10 protein-coding genes are annotated in these 24,580 nt (G+C 62.3%); 8 read left to right on the top strand and 2 right to left on the bottom strand.

Going from position 1 to position 24,580, the window contains the following annotated elements:
* Positions 1-79: 79 nt before the first annotated feature.
* Positions 80-1,561: an NAD(P)/FAD-dependent oxidoreductase gene (locus tag P3G66_RS14810; protein WP_054825210.1), complete on the top strand. Its 1,482-nt coding sequence runs from the start codon at positions 80-82 to the stop codon at positions 1,559-1,561.
* A gap of 21 nt (positions 1,562-1,582) precedes the next feature.
* Here P3G66_RS14810 and P3G66_RS14815 read toward each other — a convergent pair whose 3' ends face one another.
* Positions 1,583-2,104 carry a universal stress protein gene (locus P3G66_RS14815; RefSeq protein ID WP_054825211.1) on the bottom strand — a complete coding sequence of 174 codons (522 nt, stop codon included), beginning with the start codon at positions 2,102-2,104 and terminating at the stop codon, positions 1,583-1,585.
* A 100-nt stretch (positions 2,105-2,204) separates the two neighbouring features.
* Here P3G66_RS14815 and hisI point away from each other — a divergent pair, with 100 nt between their 5' ends.
* The 4 genes from hisI (at position 2,205) to P3G66_RS14835 (ending at position 3,965) form a co-directional block, all read left to right on the top strand.
* Entirely contained in the window at positions 2,205-2,552 is a 348-nt protein-coding gene (gene hisI, locus P3G66_RS14820; protein WP_003942390.1) for a phosphoribosyl-AMP cyclohydrolase, read from the top strand.
* A 6-nt stretch (positions 2,553-2,558) separates the two neighbouring features.
* Complete coding sequence (locus P3G66_RS14825) at positions 2,559-2,852, top strand: DUF1905 domain-containing protein (protein ID WP_042952044.1); 294 nt, start codon at positions 2,559-2,561, stop codon at positions 2,850-2,852.
* 26 nt (positions 2,853-2,878) lie between these two features.
* On the top strand, positions 2,879-3,505 hold the full coding sequence (locus P3G66_RS14830; protein ID WP_276116763.1) for an SRPBCC family protein: 627 nt from the start codon (positions 2,879-2,881) through the stop codon (positions 3,503-3,505).
* Between the two features lie 73 nt (positions 3,506-3,578).
* On the top strand, positions 3,579-3,965 hold the full coding sequence (locus P3G66_RS14835) for a DUF2784 domain-containing protein (RefSeq protein WP_003942402.1): 387 nt from the start codon (positions 3,579-3,581) through the stop codon (positions 3,963-3,965).
* Positions 3,966-4,025: 60 nt separating this feature from the next.
* On the opposite strand, the gene P3G66_RS14840 is transcribed toward P3G66_RS14835, so the two are convergent.
* Positions 4,026-4,451, bottom strand: a complete 426-nt coding sequence (locus P3G66_RS14840) for a nitroreductase/quinone reductase family protein (RefSeq protein WP_276116764.1) — start codon at positions 4,449-4,451, stop codon at positions 4,026-4,028.
* Between the two features lie 109 nt (positions 4,452-4,560).
* On the opposite strand from P3G66_RS14840, the gene P3G66_RS14845 reads away from it, so the two are divergent.
* The 3 genes from P3G66_RS14845 to P3G66_RS14855 all read left to right on the top strand — a co-directional run.
* The gene (locus P3G66_RS14845; RefSeq protein WP_003942406.1) at positions 4,561-4,983 is read left to right on the top strand and encodes a metalloregulator ArsR/SmtB family transcription factor; all 423 of its coding nucleotides are present in this window, start codon (positions 4,561-4,563) and stop codon (positions 4,981-4,983) included.
* Positions 4,980-6,017 carry a cation diffusion facilitator family transporter gene (locus P3G66_RS14850; protein WP_218748035.1) on the top strand — a complete coding sequence of 346 codons (1,038 nt, stop codon included), beginning with the start codon at positions 4,980-4,982 and terminating at the stop codon, positions 6,015-6,017. The genes P3G66_RS14845 and P3G66_RS14850 overlap by 4 nt, the downstream gene beginning before the upstream one ends.
* A 208-nt stretch (positions 6,018-6,225) precedes the next feature.
* Positions 6,226-24,580 (top strand): non-ribosomal peptide synthetase (locus P3G66_RS14855; RefSeq protein ID WP_276116765.1); only part of this gene is annotated, 18,355 nt, incomplete at its 3' end.

A 24,580-nucleotide genomic window follows, 5' to 3' on the forward strand; every position in this document is an offset into this window, starting at 1 on the left:
CCGTTCTCAATAACGGAATGACGTGTCAGTTTCTGATGTGCAGTTTTTCTGATGTGCAGTTCACGAGAGGGATTCTCCGATGGCAGTGCAGTACGACGCAGTAGTAGTGGGGGCGGGCTTCGGCGGAATGGGTGCGGCCATTCAACTCAAGCGGCTGGGCCTGAACAACCTGGCGATCCTCGAGCGCGAGGACGATCTGGGTGGAACCTGGCACGTCAACCGCTATCCCGGTCTGGCTGTCGACATCGCGTCGGTCACCTACTCGTATTCGTTCGAGCCCAATCCGAACTGGTCCAGGCTTTTCGCACCGGGCGCGGAACTGAAGAAGTACGCCGATCACGTCGCGGACAAGTACGATCTGCGGAAGCACATGACGTTCGGTGCCGTGGTCAACGGAGCCCGCTGGGACGAGGATTCCTCGCACTGGGTCGTATCCGTCGAAGCCGCGCCGGATATCACTGCCAAGTACCTCCTGACTGCGACGGGTTTCCTCTCGCAACCGCATCGGCCCGACATCTCCGGTATCGACGACTTTGCCGGCAAGATCATCCACACCACGGCCTGGGACGATTCCTACGATCTGTCCGGCACCAAGACCGCAATCATCGGAACCGGCGCCACCGCTGTGCAGTTGATCCCCGAGGTGGCGCGGCAGGCCGCAGAGTTGACCGTCTACCAGCGCACCCCGATCTGGGTCGTTCCCAAGATCGACGTCCCCATTCCGAATGCAGTGCAGAAGCTGTTCTCGCGCATTCCGCTCACCCAGCGAATCGCCCGCGCTGTCAGTTCGTCGATCCTCGAAATGATCATGGTCAGCGCGGTCCTGCACTACAAGCAGGTCAAACTGTTGAACAAGGGTGCGGCGGCCGCATCACGTGCGTTTCTGCGGTCCCAGGTCAGCGACGCCAGCCTTCGCAAACAACTCACACCGGACTACGACTTCGGGTGCAAGCGTCCCACATTTTCCAACAGCTACTTCCGTACGTTCACCAAGGACAACGTGCATCTCGAAACGACGCCGATCGACCACATCGCTGCCGACGGAATCGTCACCGCCGACGGTCGCAAGACCGAGATCGACACCTTGGTGCTGGCAACGGGATTCAACCTCTGGGATGTGAATTTTCCAGCCATCGAGGTTATCGGTCGCGAGGGACGAAACCTCGGTAAGTGGTGGCGCGACAACCGTTTCCAGGCCTACGAAGGGGTCGCGGTTCCGTATTTCCCCAATTTCCTCACGCTCGCCAGTCCGTACTCGTACAGCGGGTTGTCCTACTTCACGACGATCGAATCCCAGATGCAGCACATGGATCGACTGTTCGGCGAGGTGAAACGGCGCGGCGCCGAAACATTCGAGGTCACCGAAACTGCCAACGCCGAGTTCCTCGACCGGATGACCGAGAACCTGGCGGACTCCGTCTTCTACGGCGGTAGTTGCCAGACTGCACGAAGCTATTACTTCAATCAGCACGGCGAGGCTGCGATTCTGCGGCCCACGTCGACACGGAATGCGTTCGTCGAAGCGAAACGCTTTCCGCTCGAGGACTATTCGATCGTCTAGGCGGGCTTGTCCCGCGTTCGGCTATCTTGCCGAGCTGACTCCGGTCGGAACCGATATCACGGGATAGCGGTTCTGCCGGTTCAGTCGGGAAGAGACCGAGCTGTGTATCAGTCGGCTCACCGCGGAGGCAGCGCCTTTTCGCGGTGAGCCGATCACGATGGTGAAGGCGTCGTACTTGTCCGCGGTCGCGAGGATGACACCGGCCGGGTCGCCGTAGGTGCAGTCGTAGGTCCAGGTGTCCGTGTGCGAGGCAAGTGTCGAGGTTGTCTGCTCACGTTGGGACGCCATCTCGTCGTGCAGACGCGTTTCGAATTCTGGTGAGTCGGTTTCGACAGGTAGGTCCTCGGACGTGATGCAGTGAACGACGTGGAGTGCTGAATCCTCCTTGGCGGCAAGCGTCAGTGCGTAGCTGAGTACATTCTTGCTGGTAGCACCTGGGCCGATGCCGAGAACGACGTGGCGGGTTCGGACGCGATCGGTACTCGGGTTCACGATATGGCAGGTGTACTCCGGGTGTGGGCCGTCATGACGTTGATGGTTCATGTCGGATCTTCTTCCACGGTGACAGCGAAGGAACTTCCATTCTACGGCGAACAAGCAGGGGAATTCCACGGAAGTCACAGGTGGAAGGTATAAACGTCATATGAGCCTTGATCCCGCAATCGCGGCGAAGCTGAAGCGAAACGACGCCGGACTGTTCAGCGCGGTTGCGCAGGAGAAGTCGACCGGTGATGTGCTGATGGTCGCGTGGATGGACGACGAAGCGCTCGCGCGAACACTGGAAACCCGTAAGGGGACGTACTATTCGCGCTCGCGGCAGCAGTACTGGGTCAAGGGAGAGACCTCCGGGCACACCCAGTACGTGCACGAGGTGCGCCTCGACTGTGACGGCGATTCCGTCTTGCTGATCGTCGATCAGGAGGGCGCCGCGTGCCACACCGGCACTCACACGTGTTTCGACACCGACGTCCTGCTCGCTGCTGAGCAGTGACGCGAGATGGCCACTGACAAGACTCCACAACCGCTCGATTACTCGTTCACCGCTCCCATCGAGAAAGACGGTGCGTTCGCAACGTTCTTGACCGTGCCCGGCTCGGCGGAACTTCTGGGAACCAGACGCGCTGTGAAGGTGGTCGGGACCCTCGATGGTGAGCATCCCTTCGAGGCGACGCTGATGCCCTCCGGCGACGGACCGCACTGGCTTCCGCTGCGCGTGGCGCTGTGCAAGGCGATCGGCAAGAGCGCCGCTGGAGAAGAGGTAGCGGTACATCTACAGCAGCGCCTGAGCTGAAAGTTTCGCTCGAACCGAGGAGTCTCATGTTCGACAAAGCAGTTGATTCGTTGCAGTTGGTGGCACGAGAACTGGGCCCGTTCGGCGGAGACGAGGGGAAAACGCGCATGCTGCGCATGTCGCGGACTCTCGCGGCACCAATAGGCACGGTCTGGGCGGCGATCACCGAGTTCGACCGCATTCGCCAATGGTTCATGCCGGTCGCGGGAGAAGCCATGATCGGCGGCCACTATCAGCTCGAGGGCAACGCCGGCGGCGAGATTTTGGCGTGCGAAGCTCCTCGAACTCTTCGCATCACCTGGGAATATGGCGGCGATGTGAGCTATGTGACTGTAAATCTCGCCGAAAAGGGCAGTGGTGCAACGCTGTTCGATTTCGAACATGCCGCGGACGTGGAGCCGGATCGGTGGGCCGAGTACGGTCCAGGTGCCGTCGGCGTCGGGTGGGACATGGGACTGCTCGGGCTGGCTCGACACGTGGAACTGGGGATCGCGACGCCACTCGAGACACCCGAGTGGTCGGAGAGCGACGAGGCCAAGGCATTCATCGCGGGAAGCAGTGAACTGTGGGCCGAAGCTGCGATCGCATCGGGCGACGACCCGGATGCGGCTGCAGCCGCCGCTGCTCGCACGACCGCTGCATACACCGGGTAGATCACCTCTACGAGGACTAACATCGGATTAGTCTGGTTGTTGCGGGACTTCCGCGCCACGAGCGGAGACGACGATGGTGTATCGGCTCATCGAAGTAGTAACGGTGTTCGTTCACTTCGGGTTTGTCCTCTATGTGGTGCTGGGTGGGTTCGTGGCGTGGAAGTGGCGTCGTACCATCGGTTTCCACCTACTTGCAGTCGTCTGGGGAGCCGGTTCGATAGCGGTCGGATACGACTGCCCGCTGACCAATCTCGAGAACTGGGCCCGCCGAATGGCCGGTATCGCGGAGTTGCCGTCCACCGGATTCATCTCGCACTACATCACCGGCGTGTTCTATCCGGCGAGTATCGAAGGCCTTGTACAGGCGCTCGCGGCGACAGTGGTTGTCGGATCCTGGGTCGGATACGTGCTGCTCGGACGGCATGCGAAGGGTGAGGTCAAAGCCTCTTCAGCGACCTGATTCCGTACAAACGATCCCAGCCGTTTCCGAATGGAAACGGCTGGGAGGTGCTACCAGGATTTACGCGCGAGTCAGGGCTACCACCGGGATTGTGCGGATCCCAGCTGTCTTCTCCGCGTATTCGGCAAATCCCGGGTATCGACTGGCCTGCTCGCCGTAGATGCGGTCACGCTTCTCGCCGGTTACTTCGCTGACGGAGACCGGGTATGTTTCGGTGCCGATCTCGGCCTCTGCCTGGTCGGTGGCAACGAGGTTGTAGTACCAGTCGGGATTGGTCGGGGCACCGGCCTTGGATGCAAAAACGTAGATGGTCTTCGGATCCTGCTCGTCTGCCAGATACATCATGGGACTCACGAAATCGCGTCCGGATTTGCGTCCTGTGTGGTGGACCAACACCATGGGCGCACCTTCGAAGGGGCCACCTACCTTGCCCTCGTTCTCCCGAAATTCCGCAATGATTCCTGCGTTCCAACCGTCGGTACTCATCGTTGTCTCCCGGTCTGCGAGTGGCGAAGGGCTCTGCCGCCAAGCTTTGCACAACTGGTGAATCGACGAGAGGTCATCTTCGGCGTCCAGCATGATCTACTATCTACGTATGAACGCAGATAGTGGTGTTTGTCGCCGTAAGCTTCCCGATGATCAGGTCGACCTCGTCGTCGAGGTGTTCCGCATGCTGGCCGACGCAACCCGTGTGCAGGTTTTGTGGGCATTGGTAGACCGCGAGTGCTCGGTGAACGAACTGGCGGAACGCGTCGGCAAGCCGGCGCCCTCGGTGTCGCAGCACCTGGCGAAATTGCGCATGGCAAGGTTGGTACGAACGCGCCGCGATGGTACGACGGTGTTCTATCGCCTGGAGAACGACCATGTGCGCCAACTGGTTACGGACGCGGTCTTCAATGCGGAGCATGCCGGACCCGGATTGCCGGGGCATCACCGTAGTGAAGGTGAGCTTCGGGAGATACACCCGGAGCGCTCGGCGAACGTCGATCGGACCGATCAAGAAGAAGGTGCGTCGTGACGCACGAACCCAAGACGTCCCACGGCCACGGCCACGGCCACCGCCATGTCCACGGGCCGAAGGGATTTCGATCGGCAGTCCGCGAAGTGTTCTCGCCGCACAGTCACGATGCTGCCGACAGTGTCGACGACGCATTGGAATCGAGCGCAATCGGCATCCGGGCGGTCAAGATCAGTCTTGTCGCGCTCGGCGTCACCGCAGTTGCTCAGGTTGCGATCGTGGCGATCTCGGGTTCGGTGGCGCTGCTTGCGGACACCATTCACAACTTCTCCGACGCGCTCACGGCAGTCCCACTCTGGATTGCCTTCGCGCTCGGTCGGCGCGCTGCGACCAGGCGCTATACCTATGGTTTCGGGCGTGCGGAGGATTTGGCCGGACTGTTCGTGCTCGCCATGATCGCACTGTCGGCAGTGATCGCCGGTGTCGAGGCGGTGAGGCGATTGATCAACCCGGTCGAGATCGAGCACCTCGGTTGGGTAGCGGCGGCAGGTTTGATCGGTTTCATCGGAAACGAATTGGTGGCGTTGTATCGGATCAGGGTCGGCAGGCAAATCGGTTCAGCGGCACTGGTGGCCGATGGATTGCATGCTCGGACCGACGGATTCACTTCGCTCGCAGTCCTTCTGGGGGCGGGGGGAGTTGCGCTGGGTTTCCCGTTGGCAGATCCGATCATCGGCCTTGTCATCACCGTTGCCATCGTGGCGGTGCTCAGGACTGCAGCGCGAGACGTCTTCCGGAGGTTGATGGACGGCGTCGAACCTGAGTTGGTGGACGACGCAGAGCATGCATTGATGCACGAACCTGGAGTCCTCGGTGTTCGTGATCTGAAGATGCGGTGGATCGGACACCGACTGCATGCCGATGCAGAACTCGACATCGATCCCCGGGCAACTCTTGCCGAAGCTCATGCGATAGCGCACAGCGCCGAGCATTCGCTCACTCACGCGGTGCCCAAACTCGCTACTGCCTTGGTGCATGCGTACCCGGCGCATGACGCGCCGAATACTGAGACCGCACTCGAATCCCAGGTCTGATCTGCAGAAACAGACCTGGCGGAATCCTTTACGTGATCGCATGGGACTTGTTTTGCCATTTGACGAGATGGGAAGGTTATGCAACCCTATCTTTGATCAATCGGCGGACTGTGTCGAGTGGTAGTCGGTACGGTCGTCTCGCGCCGCAGGTCCACAGCAATCGATGCAGGCCGTCGGTACTTTTTTCGGCAGATGAGAGAACGACGCTGTGCATGCTGATCGACGTTTCGAGCCCTTTCCGCTGACCAGCGCGCAACGCGGAATCTGGTTTGCCCAGCTACTGCGTACTGATGTGCCGATCACGATCGCGCAGTATGTCGTAGTCGACGGGACTCTCGACGCGGCGGTGCTCGAAAGTGCCTGCGTCACAGCAGCGCATGAGTTCGGCTCCGGGATGCTGAAACTCCTCGAGATCGACGGCGAACCGTTTCAGCAGATCGATTCCGAGCTCAGTCAGAGCGTCGAGGTCGTCGATCTGAGCGGTGAGCGCGAGCCGGAGGCAGCCGCACTCGAGTGGATGCGGCAGGAGTACACCCGACCTTTCGATCTACTCACCGATCGATTGGTGAAGTCAGCCGTCCTGAGCGTCGGCGCGAACCGCCAGTTCTGGTACTGCCGGATCCATCATCTGGTCCTCGACGGCTACGGCGCCATGAACTTCATGACACGCATCGCCGAGCTCTACTCAGCGGAGGTCGCCGGCCTTTCAGTCCCCGAATCGTCGGCAACCGATCTTCTGGCCGTGCGCGACGCCGAGGCCGAGTATCGGCACTCGCCGCGATTCCGCCGAGATCAGGATTACTGGGCAGCCAAGACAGCAGACCTTCCGGCCGTGGCAAGTCTGGCCGGGAAGCGGATGGACGCCACAGCGGGTGCGGTCGTGGTCGGCCGAACACTCGACAGTGCGAACGCGACGGCGAAGGCGGACGAGTTCTCTTCGGCGGCGGCGGTGGCTGCTTTCGCGCTCTACTTCGCCCGGGGGACCGGCACCGAAGACGTAGTGCTGAGTTTGCCGGTGACCGCGCGCACGAACAGGGTTCTGCGCGGTTCGGGTGGCATGATCTCCAACGTCGTTCCGCTGCGCCTCGCGGTGACCGCTACGACCACGGTTGCCGAATTGAGCGCGGCTGCCTCGCTCGAACTGACCGGCGCGCTCAGACATCAGCGGTACCGCACCGAGGACATGAGGCGCGATCGAGGCCTCGGTGCCGAGCGGGGGTTCTTCGGTCCTGCGATCAACATCATGAACTTTCACCCCGAAGTGGTCCTGGGGTCGGTGACTGGTCGATTCCACGTCTTGTCGACAGGGCCGGTGGAAGACCTGTCGGTCAACATCTATCCGAGTGCCTCGGGAGAGGCGCCGCGAATCGATTTCGAAGCCAATCCCCATCTGTACACCGCAGATGTCCTGAGCGACCATGTCCGCCGATACGTCGAACTGCTGTCCCGGTACATGCAAGCGCTGCCGGACACTCGTGTTCACGATCTCGAGATCCTGAGCGAAGCCGAGCGGAAGTCGATCGTTCCGGCACGCGGCCCTGACGCACTGGCACCGATGACCTTGCCCACGATTCTCGCCCACGGCGTCGCGGCATCGTCGGAGGGGATCGCACTGAGCTGCGGTACCCAGCAGCTCAGCTACCGCGAACTCGATCGTCGCTCCAACGTACTCGCTCGAATGCTGATCCGGCGCGGAGTGGGTCCTGGCACCAGTGTCGTGATCGCGCTGCCTCGATCCATCGATGCCGTCATCGCGTGGTGGTCGGTTGCCAAAACCGGCGCTGCATCAGTTCCGGTCGATCCGACGTACCCGGTCGAACGAATCGATCACATGGTCGGGGACAGTAATGCTGTTGTGGGAATTACTGATTCGACTGTCCATCAGATGCTGCCCGTCGATCTGGACTGCATCTCTATCGATGCCTTCAGCTTTGTCGGCGACGAGTCCGTCGTCGACGACTCCGACCGCACGGCGCCGTTGCGAAGCGATCACATCGCCTATCTGATCTACACGTCCGGTTCCACTGGTACACCGAAAGGTGTTGCCGTCACGCACAATGCGTTGGTCGATTTCACCGCATGGGGTCGCCCCGAACTCGGCGTCGGTGCACATTCGCGAGTTCTGCGATTCTCGTCCGCAAGTTTCGACGCCTCCGTCTTCGAAATGGTTCAGGCGTTCAGTGCCGGGGCGACGATGGTCATCGCTCCGGCAGATGTCTACGGCGGCGGCGAGCTCACAGAACTGCTGCGCAGCGAGCGCGTCACCCACATCATCAGTGCGCCCGCAATTCTGGGCACGGTGGACGCCACCGATCTTCCGGATCTCGAAGCTGTGGTTGTCGGAGGTGACGTGTGCCCGCCGGACCTGGTTCGACGCTTCGGCCCGATCTGCCGGTTCTACAACAGTTACGGGCCCACCGAGTCAACCATCGTCATCACCACGACACCCCCGCTGGCGTCGGACGAGGCCATCACGATCGGTTCTCCGATTCAGGGCGCGCATCTGATGGTTCTCGACCGCTGGTTGCGACCTGTGCCGGCCGGGGTGGCCGGTGAACTGTATCTCGGTGGCCCCGGATTGGCGCAGGGCTACCACTCACGTTCGGCTCTCACCGCTGCGAGTTTTGTCGCCGATCCTCTCGGCGGCGGAACTCGGTTGTACCGCACCGGAGACGTGGTCCGCTGGACTCGGACTCTCGAACTCGAGTACGTCGGCCGCTCCGATTTCCAGGTGCAGGTCAATGGACTTCGCATCGAACTCGGTGAGATCGACGCTGTGCTCGCACGCCATGAATCCGTCGATTTCGTGGTGACGCTTGCCGGCGGCACCGTGTACTCGTACGTGAAGATCAAGCCGGGACACGATCTCGACGAAGAAGCGTTGATCGCACACGCATCTCGATTCCTGCCCGCTCACATGGTGCCGTCCCAGCTGATACCGCTGGCTGAAGTGCCACTGACCCCGGCAGGCAAGCTCGATCGCCAGGCGCTACCCGAACCGGAATTTCGTTCGGCGGCTCAGAACTACCGGGCGCCGAGCGGTCCGGTCGAGCGCATCATCGCCGACGCCGCTGCGTCGGTACTCGGCGTCGAGCGAGTCGGCGTCGACGATTCCTTCTTCGCGCTGGGTGGAGACAGCATCGTCGCGATCTCGCTCGTCTCTCGAGCAAAAGCCGCCGGAGTTGTCTTCACTCCTCGCGACGTGTTCGAACGCAAGACGGTGGCGCGATTGGCCGAAATCGCACTCCCGGCAGATGAATCGGTCGTACTCGAAGAACTGCCGGGTAAGGGAGTGGGGTTTGTCCCGCTGACCCCGATCGCAGCCAAGATACTGGGCACGGCCGGCAGCATCGACACCTTCTATCAAGCCGTGTCGGTCAGTGTTCCTGTCGGACTTGATCTCTCGCGCCTCGCGGCAACTCTTCAAGTAGTTGTCGATCAACACGACGCTCTTCGCGCGCGTTTGCTGCCCGACCACTCCGGATTCGACATTGCCCCTGGCTGTGCTGTCGATACATGGGTTCGTCGGACCGTCACCGAAGCGCTACCCGGAACCCCCGAGTTCGAGGAAGCTCTTACCCAGGCGACCGCGGACGCCGCGTCGAGGCTCGATCCGTACCGCGGCGATACTGCTCAGATCGTCTGGCTCGACTCGACGCACGATTCGGGCCGATTGGTGGTCGTCATCCACCATCTGGTTGTCGACGGCGTCTCGTGGCGGATTCTCCTTCCGGACTTCGCTGCAGCCTGGCAACAGATCGTTCACGGTGGCACGCCGGTACCGATGCCCGTCGGAACGTCACTGCGGCGTTGGTCGCACGGACTCACCGAGCTGTCACCGTCGGCGGAACTCGAGTACTGGCGTGAGGTCGTCGACTCCGATGGTGCGCCGATCGGTTCGCGTCCTCTCGATGCGGAACGGGACCGAGGGTCGTCACTGCGTCGAGTCCGGGTCGACATCGACCGTGACACAACAGATCACCTGTTGCGCGCGGTACCGTCGCACTATCGGACCGGTGTCAACGACGGCTTGCTCAGTGCGCTTGCCCTGACATTGCGCACCTGGAGCGGATCACAGCGGATGCTGGTCTCGCTCGAAAGTCACGGACGAGACGAAGACGTGCTGCCCGGTGCCGACCTGTCCAGGACCGTCGGCTGGTTCACGGCGGTGTACCCGGTTCGGATCGATCTCACCGGACTCGGAGTGGACACGCCGACGGTCGTGAAATCCGTCAAGGAACAGCTGAGAACCACGCCGGGGTCCGGTATCGGTTACGGGCTGCTCCGACGTGCAGGGATGCTGACCGGCCCGGAACCGCAGATCGGTTTCAACTACTTGGGCAAGATGTCCACTGCGGAGTTCGGTGACGAATTGCGGGCCGCGGGCTGGATTCCCGACGCCGGAATCGATCTCAACAACGGCAGCGGAAGCGATCTCGCGGTCAGTTACGCGATCGACATCAATGCCGCCGTCGTGGACGGTCCGGAAGGCGAGTTCCTTTCGGCGTCATTTGCTTTCCCCGAGGGTATCTTCGAACCCGCTGCAGTCGCGGAGCTCGCGACGGCGTGGCGCGTCGAACTGGAGAAGATTGCCGCCTCCGTCGGTGATCATGCCGGCCTCACGCCGTCAGACGTTCCCCTGGTCTCGGCTTCGCAGGACGAAATAGAACTGTGGGAGAAGCAGTTCGGCCACCTGGAGGACATCTGGTCGCTCTCGCCGCTGCAAGCCGGATTCCAGTTTCATGCCGGCCTCACCGCCGATGCCGTCGACGTCTACACCGGCCAGATCGTTCTGTCCCTCGCCGGGATCGTCGACAGCGATCGACTACAGCGGTCGCTTTCGAGACTGTTCGAGCGCCACACCGCACTTCGGACTGCCTTCGTGTACGACTCGAACGGCGTTGCAGCACAGCTCGTTCTCGATTCCGTGGCAACTCCATGGCGGGAGGTGCTCGGGGGTGATCCGCACGTCGTCGCGGAACTCGAGCGCACGGCACCGTTCGATCTGAGCGCGCCCCCACTGCTTCGTGCAGTGCTGCTACGCCAGGGTGCGGATTCGGCGCACCTGATCGTGACCAATCACCACATTCTCTTCGACGGTTGGTCCATGCCGTTGTTGGTGCGCGATCTACTGTCGCTCTACGCCGCCGACACGTCGCTGCCGGCTCCCGCTCGGTCGTATCGCACCTATCTGCACTGGCTCGCCGAACAAGACAACGGCGCGGCATTGGACAGGTGGATCGGCGCACTGTCTGGAGTAGACGAACCGACGCTGGTCGCACCACACCGTACGGAGTCCTCCGTGCACGCAGTTCCCGTGGATGTCGAAGTCCCGCTGGAAGCCTCGTCGACCGAGGCGATCTTCGAGTTGGCCAGGCGCAGCGGCGTCACGGTCAACACTGTCGTCCAGACTGCGTGGGGTCTACTGCTCAGTGGAATGCTCGGACGCGACGACGTCGTGTTCGGAGCCACCGTCTCGGGTCGACCCGCGTCGCTGACCGGGGTCGAAGACATTCTCGGGTTGTTCATCAACACAGTTCCTGTTCGCGTTCGTGTCAACCCGGACAGTTCGGTGTCCGAACTCCTCGAACACGTTCAGTCCGAGCAGGTTCGGCTGCTCGACAGTCACCACGTCGGCCTGGCCGAGGTGCAGTCGGCCGTGGGCGCCGGCGCGATGTTCGACACGTTGACGGTGTTCGAGTCATATCCCGTCGACCGTTCGGCGCTCGAATCCGCGACGGATATCGCCGGGATGCGAGTTACGGGAATCGAGGTCGCCGACGCGACTCACTACCCGCTCGCCCTGATCACGGTCCTCGAACCGAGCCTTCACCTCACCATCGAGTACGCACCCGATGCGATGGACCACGACGCAACAGAGCGTGTAGGCCGACGCCTTGCATCGATACTGGGCGCGATGACTGGCGAGAAAATCCGTATCCGGGACATCGACTATCTCGACGCGGCCGAACGACGGCTCGTACTCGACGAGTGGAACGACACTTCCCACGTCATAGCTGACAAGACGCTGCTCGACTTACTCGGCGCCGACTCGGAAATCGCCGACTCGGAAATCGTCGACTCGGGTATCGCCGACTTGGCCGATGCTGCACTGACCTTCGCGGGCACGACGATCAGTCGCGGAGAATTCCGGTCCCAGGTCAACTCTCTCGCTCGTCACCTCGTAGAACGCGGCGTCGGGCCGGAGTCACTGGTCGCGATCGCTCTGCACCGGAGCGCGCAGTACGTGGTGGCAGTGCACGCCGTCATCGCAGCCGGCGGTGCGTATCTTCCGATCGATCCGCAGCATCCGGACGAGCGGATCCGGTACGTGCTCGACATCGCAGCACCGTCGGTCGTCCTGTCGGTCGCGGCCGACGCAACATCGCTGCCCGATGGGGTCAACCCCGTACTTCTCGAGGAGATCGATCTGTCGGGGTACTCCACCGAGCGGCTCGCAGACGTCGAGCGTCTCGGTCGTGTATCGCCGGATCACGTTGCTTATGTGATCTTCACATCCGGGTCCACCGGAAAGCCCAAGGGCGTTGCAGTGTCGCATCGAGCGATAGTCAATCGCCTGCTGTGGATGCAACATGAATATCCGCTCGGCCGTCACGACGTCGTGCTGCACAAGACACCCGCCACCTTCGACGTCTCGGTGTGGGAGTTGTTCTGGCCATTCGTCGCCGGCTCGCGACTGGTAGTTGCAGAACCCGATGGACATCGCGATTCTCGGTACCTCTCCGAGCTGATCGCTCGCGAAGGTGTCACCACCTTGCACTTCGTCCCGTCGATGCTCGACGTCTTCCTCGTCGACGGCGATCTCGCACAACTTCGATCCGTTCGTCAGGTGTTCGCCAGCGGCGAGGCACTTCCGCGTGCGACGGTCGTTCGCTTCCACGAACGATTCGGTGCACGTCTGCACAATCTTTACGGTCCCACCGAAGCTGCCGTCGACGTCACTTTCCATCAGACGGATGCCGCCGCAACAGGTCCGGTGCCGATCGGCGCTCCGGTCTGGAACACGCAGACCTACGTGCTGGACCACCGCCTCGCGCCGAGCCCGATCGGAGTGGCGGGAGAACTCTATCTCGCGGGAGTCCAACTCGCCCGCGGCTACGTGCAACGCTCTGACTTGACAGCAGATCGTTTCGTAGCCAACCCCTTCGGGCCCGGGCGGATGTATCGGACGGGCGACCTCGTCATGTGGAATTCCACGGGTGAGATCGAGTATCTGGGTCGTACCGACTTCCAGGTGAAGCTTCGCGGGCAGCGCTTGGAACTCGGAGAAATCGACGCGGTCCTGTTGGAACTCTCGGGAGTACTCTCGGCCGCAACCGTCGTACGACAGGACCGCCTGATCGCCTACGTGACAGCTGATTCGGCAATCGACAGTGCCCTTCTCAGCGCGCACGCGCAGGAGAAGCTGCCCACCTACATGGTTCCCTCAATATTCGTGTTCTTGGCGTCGATGCCGCTGGGCCCCAACGGAAAACTCGACCGGCGTGCGTTGCCGGAACCGGATTCGACGGCAGGTGAGTACGTCGCTCCCGTCACCGAACCCGAAAGGGCTATTGCCGCAATCTTTTCCGAGCTTTTCGGAGTGGAGAACATCGGCGTTACCGCTGATTACTTTGCGCTCGGCGGCAACTCCCTGACGGCTGCGCGGGTGGTGGCACGGATCAACTCGGCACTGGGATCGACTCTGGGTGTCCGAGACCTGTTCGACGCTCCGACAGTTGGTGCGCTGGCCGGACTCGTCGCCGGCAGAGCGCCGTCCAGGTTGACCGAACTCGGACCCCGCCCTCGACCGGACCGGATTCCGCTCTCACCGGCCCAGCAGCGTATGTGGTTCCTCAACAGATTCGATCCGGAATCCGGGGCGTACAACATTGCGGCAGCACTCGCTTTGTCCGGCAACCTGAACGTTCAGGTTTTGCGCCAGGCGATCAGCGATGTCATCGACCGGCACGAGGTGCTGCGCACATTCTATCCGGATTCGGATCAAGGTCCTTACCAGTGCATTCTCGACGACGCGCCAGTTGCTCTCGAACCCGCGGATGTCAGTGACCCCGTCGCGGCTATCGGCGAATTGGTCGGTGCCGGGTTCGACGTGACCACCGAGGTTCCGGTGCGGGCTTCGCTTCTCCGGACGTCTGGTCGGGAGCATATTCTTGTACTCGTCGTCCACCACATCAGTGGCGACGGTTGGTCGATGCAACCACTGGCCGCGGATGTGATGACGGCCTACGCGTCACGGCTCGCGGGAACCGCGCCACAGTGGTCGCCGTTGAGCGTTCACTACGCGGACTACACGCTCTGGAAGATCGATTCTCTCGGCAACGAGGACGATCCGGAATCGGAGGCATCGCGCCAGATCGAATACTGGCGCGCTGCATTGGCGCACGTCCCGACCCGTCTCGATTTCCCGACGGATCGGCCGCATCCCACAGTCGCGTCCTATCGAGGTGCGACGGTGTCGTCGACCCTCTCGGCGCAGACGCACCGCGCCGTCGAATCCCTGGCTCGCAGCACTCGGTCCACACCGTTCATGGTGCTGCACACGGCGTTGTCGGTACTGCTGTCTCGGATGGCGGGGGAGCCCGACATCGCGATCGGCACCCCGGTCAGCGGACGCGGGAATCAGGCCCTCGACAATCTCGTCGGCATGTTTGTCGGAACAGTGGTTCTCCGGACACAGGTGGATCCGAAGGCTTCTTTCCGCGGATTGCTCGAATCGACCCGTAACGCCGACCTCTCGGCATTTGCCCACTCAGATATTCCGTTCGAGCGTCTCGTCGAGGTGGTCGACCCGCCTCGCTCGACGGCGCACCACCCCTTCTTCCAGGTGGTACTCGCGACCGGCGATATTCCGACCCCATCCGTGAAGCTTCCCGGCCTCGAAGTTTCTCAGGTCCCGTTGGATGCTCCGATCTCGAAATTCGATCTCCAACTGGATGTCTCGTCGCCGCGCCCGGACGGGTCGGTGACCACGACGTGGACCTATGCCCTCGACATCTTCGACGAATCGACTGTGCGCGAGCTCGCGGATCGGTTCGTCGCCATTCTCGACGCTGTTGTCGCCCAACCCGAATCAGTGGTCGGCGACCTCGATCTGCGGACGATGCCAGAGATCGAACGTCAGGGAACTGCCCAGTCGGTCGCCTTGACGGAGCTGACACTGCCGGAGATCCTCACGGCCGGGGTCATCAAATCCAACGGTGGTCCGGCCATACTGTGCGGCGACCTCGAACTCTCTTACGACGATGTAGACCGGCGTACCAATCGGTGGGCGCGGGCACTCGTAGCTCGAGGGATCGGCCCTGAATCGGTAGTGGCGATCGCCATTCCGCGGTCGGCATCTTCTGTACTCGCCACTTGGGCCGTTGCCAAGACCGGAGCGGCGTTCGTACCCGTCGACCCGAGCTACCCGGCCGAGCGAATCGAGCACATGCTCACTGATTCGGGAGCAGTCCTGACGCTGACGGAAGAAGCAGTGGCGTCGCTTGATCGCGACGACGTCAGTGACACGCGAATCCTCGATTCCGAGCGCACGTCACCGATTCGCACGGACCACACCGCGTACGTCATCTACACGTCGGGATCGACCGGCACTCCGAAGGGCGTCGTCGTCTCCCATGCGGGTCTCGCGGCGCTGGTCGACGAGCAGGTTCGCCGATACGAACTCGACAACCTCAGTCGCACGATGCATTTCGCTTCACCCAGCTTCGACGCATCGGTGCTCGAACTGGCCATGGCTGTCGGTGCCGGTGCCGCGATGCATGTTGTTCCCACGGGCATCTATGGCGGAAGCGAACTCGCGGCCCTCATGCGGGCGTCGAAGATCAGTCACGCATTTGTGACCCCGGCGGCCCTGGCTACGATCGAACCGGCAGAGGTTCCGGATCTCGGTACCGTGATCGTCGGCGGTGAAGCGTGCGACGCCGCGTTGGTCGCGCTATGGGCGTCGACGCGAAAGATGTTCAACGCATACGGTCCCACCGAGGCCACCGTCATGGCTACCCTCGCGGGGCCCATGTCTGCGACTGATCGGATCACCATCGGTAGTTCAGTTCGCGGCACCGTCGCACATGTTCTCGACTCTCGCCTCCGTCCGGTTCCAGACGGAGTGACGGGTGAGCTGTATCTGACCGGCCGTGGACTTGCCCGCGGTTACCACCATCGCGGCGACCTGACAGCGTCTCGATTTGTTGCCGACCCCTCACGTTCGGGGCAGCGGATGTACCGCACCGGAGACCTCGTGCGACGTCGTGGAACGGAACTCGAGTATCTCGGCCGCAGTGACTCGCAGGTCAAGATTCGCGGTTTCCGCATCGAACTCGGTGAGATCGACGCGGTGCTCGGTGCGCACTCTGGCGTACGAACTGCGGTGACGACAGCAGACGACACCGTCGGACTGCACTCGTACGTGGTCGGTGGTCATCTGGATCCGGAAGAAGTGCGCACCTTCGTCTCCAGTCGACTGCCGGCACACATGGTTCCTTCCTCGGTGATCGTTCTCGCGGAAATTCCGTTGACGCCGGCCGGAAAGGTCGATTTCCGCGCGCTGCCTGCCCCGACGATGCGCCGGAATGCGTATGTCGCACCCGTCACGAAGACGGAGGAGTTGATCGGCCGGATCTTCGGCGACGTCCTGGCAGTCGACCAGGTCAGCATCACGGACGACTTCTTCGACATCGGTGGAAACTCTCTGAGTGCTACCCGAGTGATGGGACGGGTCGGCACCGAACTCTCAGTCACCCTCCCGGTTCGGGTTCTCTTCGATGCCAGGACAGTCGCGGCCCTCGCTGTGGCAGTCGATGCAGCGCAGAGCGGAACGCGGCCCGCTCTGGCCGCCGGGCCTCGGCCCGAGCGAATCCCGCTCTCGCCGGCGCAATCGCGAATGTGGATTCTCAATCGATACGATCCTGCCTCGCCCGCGTACAACATCCCGCTCGTCCTTCGCCTGCGCGGCCGGCTGGATTCAGTGGCTCTCCGAGAATCTCTGTCGGACATCGTTCTTCGCCACGAATCCTTGCGGACGATATTCCCTGACGATGCCGAAGGGCCTTTCCAGCGGATTCTCGACGACGTCGACGTTCCTTTTCGTCACACGGTGGTTTCTCCGGAACAGGTTGCCGATCAGATTGTCGGCGCTGTGGACGAGGGCTTCGACGTCACCAGAGCAATCCCGTTGCGGGTAAACCTGTTCGAGCTCTCGGCTGACGAACACATCCTGGTCGCCGTGATTCACCACATAGCCGCGGACGGTGCGTCAGTGGCGCCGCTCGCACGGGATCTCGTTCTGGCCTACTCGGCGCGCCGTTCGGGTACGGAGCCGTCACCGGCCCCGTTGGTTGTTCAGTATCCGGATTACAGCGTGTGGCAACACCAGGTCCTCGGTTCGGAAAGTGATCAGACCAGTCTTGCTTCGGCGCAGGCCGAGTATTGGCGTGGCCAGTTGGCCGGCGCGCCGGAGCTTCTCGAACTTCCGGCCGATTTCCCGCGGCCGGCGATTGCGTCGCTGCGCGGAGCGAACACCGAACTGGTGTTGGCGCCCGCGATGGTCACTGCACTCGGGCAGTTGGGCCGCACACAGGGCGCCACGACCTTCATGGTGCTCCAGGCGGCCCTCGCGGTGCTCCTGTCCAACCTCGGTGCGACCGACGACGTGGTGATCGGGACACCGATTTCCGGACGCGGCCAACACGCGCTGGACGACGTGGTCGGAATGTTCGTCGGCACGGTGGCACTACGCAGCCGTCTCACCCCGGCGATGTCGTTCCTCGATCTGTTGGCGCAGGTGCGAGCCACTGACCTCACTGCGTTCGAGAATGCCGACCTACCATTCGAGCGGCTGATCGACATACTGCAACCCGCTCGCTCCCAGGCCCACGCGCCGATCTTCCAGGTGGCTCTGTCTCAGGAGCAAGAGGGAACCGCTGCGTTCACGCTGCCCGGTCTCGAGATCGAAGCCGTGGACAACGCAGTCGCGGCGGCAAAGTTCGACCTCCAGATCACGATGGTCCAGCACGCAGATTCGTTGAATCTCACCTGGACATACGCCACAGACCTCTTCACCGGCACGTCCGTGGACGGATTTGCGCAGCGGTTCCACCGGATTCTCGCGCAGATTGTCGAGACTCCGGAAGTGGCAATCGCGGATATCGCCGTTCTGGACGAGAACGAATACACCAGACTTACTTCGGCATTCGGTCCGTCAGCGCCAACGGTTCGCACCCTGGCAGATCTGTTGACCCTGCACTCGGAATCCGCGAATGTGGCAATCGTTTCCGAGTCGTGCGGTGAGATGACGTACAGCGAGCTGGATGTGCGATCCTCACAGCTGGCTCGGCTCCTCATCGAACGTGGAATAGGCCCCGAAACAGCGGTTGCGGTGTCTCTTCCACGTTCGACGCAGTCCATCCTCGCGCTGTGGGCTGTTGCCAAGTCCGGGGCAACGTACGTTCCGGTGGATCCGACGTATCCTGACGAGCGCATCGCTCACATGCTGGGAGACTCCGCAGCGCTGGTCGTGATCACCGACTCCGAGACGGCGCCAACACTTCCGAACGGAATCGATACGATCGAGATCGACTATCTCGACCTCGATCGCTACCTCGCAGCGCAGGTCGACGATGCCGATCGGATCCGCCCATTGCACGCGGATCATGTTGCCTACCTGATCTACACGTCAGGCTCGACCGGTCTCCCCAAGGGCGTCGCTGTCACTCACCGGGGACTGTCCGTGTTCTCCGCTCGGACCCGCACTGATCTGGCGGTATCGCGCGACTCTCGGGTACTGCGACTGTCCTCGGCCAGCTTCGACGCGTCCATGTTCGAGATGATCCTCGCGTTCACCGCCGGTGCCACGATGGTGATCACACCTCCGTCGGTCATTGCCGGCGAGGAACTCACCGACGTGATCCGGCGTCATCGCGTCACCCATGTGGTGACGGCTCCTGCTGCGATGACCACCGTCGACGCAGGCATTTTGTCGGATCTCGAAGTCGTCGTGCTCGGCGGCGACGTCTTTCCGCCGCAGCTACTCGACCGTTTTCCCAGCCAGACAAGACTCTTCAACAGTTACGGGCCGACCGAGAGCACCATCGTCATCACCAAGACCGGGGCTCTCCACGACACTGCAGCTCTGGTCGGTGACGGCGAGCAACACCGTCACACGTCACTCTCGCCCGTCACGATCGGTATTCCGCTCGAAGGCGCACACGTTCTGGTCCTCGATTCCGCCCTCAATCCCGTCCCCGTCGGTGTCAGGGGCGAGCTGTATCTGTCGGGACCCGGCCTGGCACGTGGGTACAACCGGCGCGCGGCATTGACCGCAGAACGCTTCGTGGCGAACCCGTTCGGTGCATCGGGCGCGCGGATGTACCGGACCGGCGACGTCGTCGCCTGGACCGAGCAGGGCGAACTGGCCTACATCGGACGATCCGACGCCCAAGTTCAGCTTCGCGGGCTCCGCATCGAACTGGGGGAGATCGAATCAGCGCTCGCCTCCGTTCGCGGAGTGAGCGCTGCTGCCGCCACTGTTCACCGACATGACTCTCTCGGCGATCAACTCGTCGGTTACGTCACCACCACAGATGCGGTGTCGGCGGAGTCCGTCCTCGAAGCCGTATCCGCGGTGCTGCCCCGTGCCTCGGTGCCCAGTGCCGTGATCCTGCTGGATCTGCTACCCCTGACTCCGGCCGGAAAGCTTGATCGCGCAGCACTTCCCGTTCCGGAGTTCATCGCCTCCGCGATGTTCCGGGTGCCGACCACACTCGCAGAGATTCGTGTCGCGAGCGCTTTTGTCGACGTTCTCGGTACCGATACCGTCGGCGCAGAAGACAGTTTCTTCGAGCTGGGTGGAAACTCGCTCAGCGCGACTCGGGCGATTGCCCGAGTCAACGCCACGTTCGGGATCAAACTCGGGGTTCGGGCGCTGTTCGAGGCGCCGACCGTCGCAGAACTCGCACTGGTGGCAGACTCGGCAGAACGTGATGATCAGCCCCGATTGGAAGCACGACCGCGACCTGAACGTATTCCGCTCTCACCGGCGCAGAATCGGATGTGGTTCCTCAATCGATTCGACACCGCGGCTGCCACGGACAACCTGCCCCTGGCGCTGCGTCTGAGCGGAACCCTGGACGCGCCGGCGTTGGCTCTCGCGCTTCGTGACGTGGTCCAACGCCACGAGTCGTTGCGTACCTACTATCCGGATTCCCCGTACGGTCCTCGCCAGGAAATCCTGCCCGAGTCTTCGGTGGATCTCGATCTGGTTCCGCATGACGTCACCGAAGCCGAAGCGTCGCAGCGGCTCTTTGCTCTTGCCGGCACCGGATTCGACGTGACAACTGACGTACCACTGCGGACCGCTCTGTATCGAATCTCCGAGACCGAACATGTGCTCGCCGTCGTCATGCATCACATCGCATCGGACGGATCCTCGCTCGGACCCCTGGCCTCCGACGTCATGGGTGCCTACGTTTCGCGGTCTCGCGGCGAAGCTCCACAGTGGACACCGTTGCCCGTGCAGTATGCGGATTACGCGCTCTGGCAACATGATCTGCTCGGCGCGGATGAGAATCCCTCCGTCGATGCTCAGAGACAAATTCAGTTCTGGACCTCTGCGCTCGCCGGAATTCCGGACCTGTTGAGTCTGCCGACGGACAGGCAACGTCCGTCCCGTCAGAGCTACCGCGGCAAGGAGATTCACTTCACGATCGGCTCGGACACCGCCGATCGACTGCGTGATCTTGCTGTCGGATCAGGCGCGAGCCTGTTCATGGTGGTCCACGCGGCATTCGCCGCACTGCTTGCCCGGTTGGGCAACAGTGCTGACATCACCATCGGCTCGCCCATCGCGGGACGAGGGCACGAGTCGCTCGATGCACTCGTGGGGATGTTCGTGAACACCTTGGCATTGCGAACCCAGGTGAACACGGCAGCACCGTTCACGGACCTGCTGAACCACACCCGCGATCAGGATCTCGCCGCCTTCGCGCACGCGGACCTACCGTTCGAGCGGCTCGTCGAGATCATCGATCCGGTCAGATCGACGGCCCGCAATCCGTTGTTCCAGGTGGCACTGTCCTTCCAGAACCTCACGCCGACAATGTTCGAGCTACCCGGACTGCAGATCGCGGCAGTTGGCGCCCCAGTCGAGACGGCGAAGTTCGACCTGCACTTGACCGTCACCCCTGGGGACTCGGGGTCGATGTCGGCGTCGTTCACCTATGCAACGGATCTGTTCGACCAATCCACAGTGGCGACATTCGCCAACCGTCTGCTTCGCGTTCTCGATTCGATCGGTCGAAACCCGGACCTCCCGGTAGGCGACGTCGCTCTGCTCGGCGACGAAGAGATCGCGGCCACCGTCAACACGTGGAACAACACCGACACTGTCGTTCCAGAGACGACCCTCGCGGATCTGTTCGACGCCCAGGTGCGCAGAACACCGCGCGCCGAAGCGCTGGTTCTCGGTGACCGTCGCCTGACCTACGCCGAGTTCGACGCCGAAAGCAACCGCCTGGCAAGGTATCTGATCGACATCGGTGTCGGCCCGGAAGTGACTGTCGCGCTCAATCTGCGGCGCTCCGTCGAACTGGTCGTTGCCATGTACGCGGTGGTGAAGGCAGGCGGGGCCTACGTTCCGCTCGACCCGGATCAGCCGGCAGAACGCACGGCTCACATCCTCGAATCTGCAGCGCCCGCAGTTGTTCTGAGCACTTCCCGCGATTCGCTCGACGGGCAGTTCCACGTCGTGGACATCGAAACTCTCGATCTGGACGGAAACGACGCAGCACCGATTCGGGACAGCGAACGCCTCGCCTGCCTGCGACCGGACAACATCGCGTACGCGATCTACACCTCGGGATCCACCGGAAAGCCCAAGGGCGTGGCGATTTCCCATCGAGCGATCACGAACCAACTCTTGTGGAAGCAGGATCAATTCCCGCTCGGCGCGCACGACCGCGTACTCGTCAAAACTGCATCTACCTTCGACCTGTCCGTTTGGGAATACTGGTGGGCGTTGCAAACCGGCGCCTGCATGATTCTCGCCGAGTCAGGGGCACAGCAGGACGGCGAGTACCTCACGCTGCTGATCGTGCGTGAGCACGTCACGACACTGCATGCCGTCCCCTCGATGTTGTCGCTGCTCAGTGTGTCCGAGCGCCGACTGCCGAATTCGCTCACCAGGATTCTGTGCATCGGCGAGACTCTCCCGATACAGACAGCCGAGCACATGCGAGAGCAGAGTTCGGCGCAGGTCTACAACCTGTACGGACCCACGGAAGCAGCGGTCAGCGTCACAGCGCACCGAACGAGCGATGCAGACGTTGCCGTAGTGCCGATCGGAACCCCCGCCTGGAACACGCGCCTGCATGTACTCGACGAGCGGCTTCACCCGGTTCCGGTCGGTGTCGCAGGTGAGCTCTATCTCGCTGGAGTTCAGCTGGCGCGCGGGTACATCGGGGATGCGGGGCAGAACTCGAGCCGTTTCGTCGCCGACCCGAATGGAACGGGAGAGCGTCTCTATCGAACCGGCGATCTGGTTCGGTGGAATGCCGCGGGCAGCCTCGAATACCTCGAGCGTGCAGATTTCCAGGTCAAGGTCCGAGGTTTCCGCATCGAACTCGGCGAGATCGAAACAGCGTTGCGCGCCGAACGACCGATCCGCGATGCGGTGGTCACGGTCACGACGTCGGCCACCGGTGAGCAAAACCTGGTCGGCTACGTCACCGCGGCAGCTGGCTCGGACATCGAGAGCTCAGCGATTCTGGCACGACTGCGCGCCACCCTGCCCGGCTACATGGTTCCGACAACGCTGATGACGCTCGACTCCCTGCCGCTGGGGAGTACAGGCAAGGTAGATCGACATGCGCTACCGGAGCCAGTCTTCGAGGCACGTGGTTTCCGTGCACCGACGACACCGGCCGAACTGTCGGTGGCGACCGCTTTTGCCGAGGTTCTCGGCAGCGGAAGCACGGGGGAGGTGGGCATCGACGACGACTTCTTCGAACGCGGCGGCAATTCGCTCAGTGCAACTCGGGTGCTCGGGCGGATCAACGCCGCGGCGGGAACGGACTTGCCCGTGCGTGTGGTCTTCGAGTCGCCCACTGTCGCAGAGTTGGCTGCAGTGGTGGAAACTGCCGAGCGTTCGCGGCGGCCCGCGCTGGGTTCGCAGCCGAGGCCGGCGAGGATTCCGCTCTCCGCTGCGCAGACTCGTATGTGGTTCCTCAATCGCTTCGATCCCGATTCGTCGGCATACAACATCCCGGTGGTTCTGCGATTCACAGGTCCATTGGATGTCGAGGCGTTGCGCGCCAGCGTCGCCGACGTGATCGCTCGCCACGAGGTCCTGAGAACCGTGTACCCGGAGTACGACGGAACGGGTTACCAGGAGGTCGTCGAGGAACCTCGTGCTCTCGACATTCTCGACATTGTCACGGTGCAGGAGGATTCGCTCCACAGCGTGCTGGCCGATGTTCTCGGCGTATCGTTCGACGTCACGTCCGAGATCCCCGTTCGAGCCTCGCTGTTGCAGGTTGACGAGTTCGAGTACGTCCTGGCGATGACGGTGCATCACATTGCGGGTGACGGTTTCTCGATGGGTCCGTTGACGCGTGATGTGATGGTGGCGTATGAGGCGCGGACCCGAGGTATGGAGCCGTTGTGGGCGCCGCTCGAGGTGCAGTACGCGGATTACGCACTGTGGCAGCTCGAGACGTTGGGTTCGGAAGAATCGTCGACCTCACTCGTCACACGACAGTTGGACTTCTGGCGGAACGCTCTCGAGGGAGTGCCCGCCGTCCTCGAGCTCCCGGTGGATCGGCCCCGCCCGGCTGAGGCCTCCGGACGAGGATCGCTTCTGAGCGTGCATCTCGAACCTGCTCTGCAACAGGCAATTTCCGAACTGGCACGACGGCATCGCGCGACGCCGTTCATGGTGTTGCATGCTGCTCTGGCCGTCGTACTGTCACGGTTCAGCGGCAGTTACGACTTTGCCGTCGGGACGCCGACCGCCGGGCGCGGCGAACGTGTGCTCGACGATCTCGTCGGTATGTTCGTGGGGACCGTCGTGTTGCGCACCAGAGTCGATCCAGGTGAGGAGTTCACCGACCTGCTTTCCCGAGTCCGCGACGTCGATCTTCAGGCTTTTGCGCACGGCGACGTTCCGTTCGAGCGTCTGGTGGAGGTACTCGATCCCGTTCGTTCGCAGTCCTATTCACCGCTCTTCCAGGTCAGCCTCGCACTACAGAACCATCTCGATTCCCGGTTGACTCTCAACGGGTTGCACATCGAGAGCATCGAACCTGCGGTGGTGAGCACTCAGTTCGACCTCGATTTTGTTGCGGCCGAACAATTCGACAACGACGGCCTACCGGCAGGGCTTGTCGTTCAGTTGACCTACGCCACTGATCTGTTCGAGGAATTCACCGCCTCACGCCTGATGCACGCCTTCGAATCGGTCTTGACTACTGCTGTCGCAGAACCGGATCGGCGAGTCGAGATGTTCGAGGTGGAGTCTGTGGTGGAGCGTGGGTTGGTGTTGGGGGGTG

Source organism: Rhodococcus sp. C3V (genome assembly GCF_029269915.1).
Classification (GTDB): Bacteria; Actinomycetota; Actinomycetes; order Mycobacteriales; family Mycobacteriaceae; genus Rhodococcus_F; species Rhodococcus_F qingshengii.

Excerpts from the sequence above, each read along its gene's own strand:
- P3G66_RS14825 (WP_042952044.1), top strand. The coding sequence starts at position 2,559 with ATGGCCACTGACAAGACTCCACAACCGCTCGATTACTCGTTCACCGCT.
- P3G66_RS14840 (WP_276116764.1), bottom strand. The coding sequence starts at position 4,451 with ATGAGTACCGACGGTTGGAACGCAGGAATCATTGCGGAATTTCGGGAG.
- P3G66_RS14835 (WP_003942402.1), top strand. The coding sequence starts at position 3,579 with ATGGTGTATCGGCTCATCGAAGTAGTAACGGTGTTCGTTCACTTCGGG.
- hisI (WP_003942390.1), top strand. The coding sequence starts at position 2,205 with ATGAGCCTTGATCCCGCAATCGCGGCGAAGCTGAAGCGAAACGACGCC.
- P3G66_RS14830 (WP_276116763.1), top strand. The coding sequence starts at position 2,879 with ATGTTCGACAAAGCAGTTGATTCGTTGCAGTTGGTGGCACGAGAACTG.
- P3G66_RS14815 (WP_054825211.1), bottom strand. The coding sequence starts at position 2,104 with ATGAACCATCAACGTCATGACGGCCCACACCCGGAGTACACCTGCCAT.
- P3G66_RS14810 (WP_054825210.1), top strand. The coding sequence starts at position 80 with ATGGCAGTGCAGTACGACGCAGTAGTAGTGGGGGCGGGCTTCGGCGGA.
- P3G66_RS14845 (WP_003942406.1), top strand. The coding sequence starts at position 4,561 with ATGAACGCAGATAGTGGTGTTTGTCGCCGTAAGCTTCCCGATGATCAG.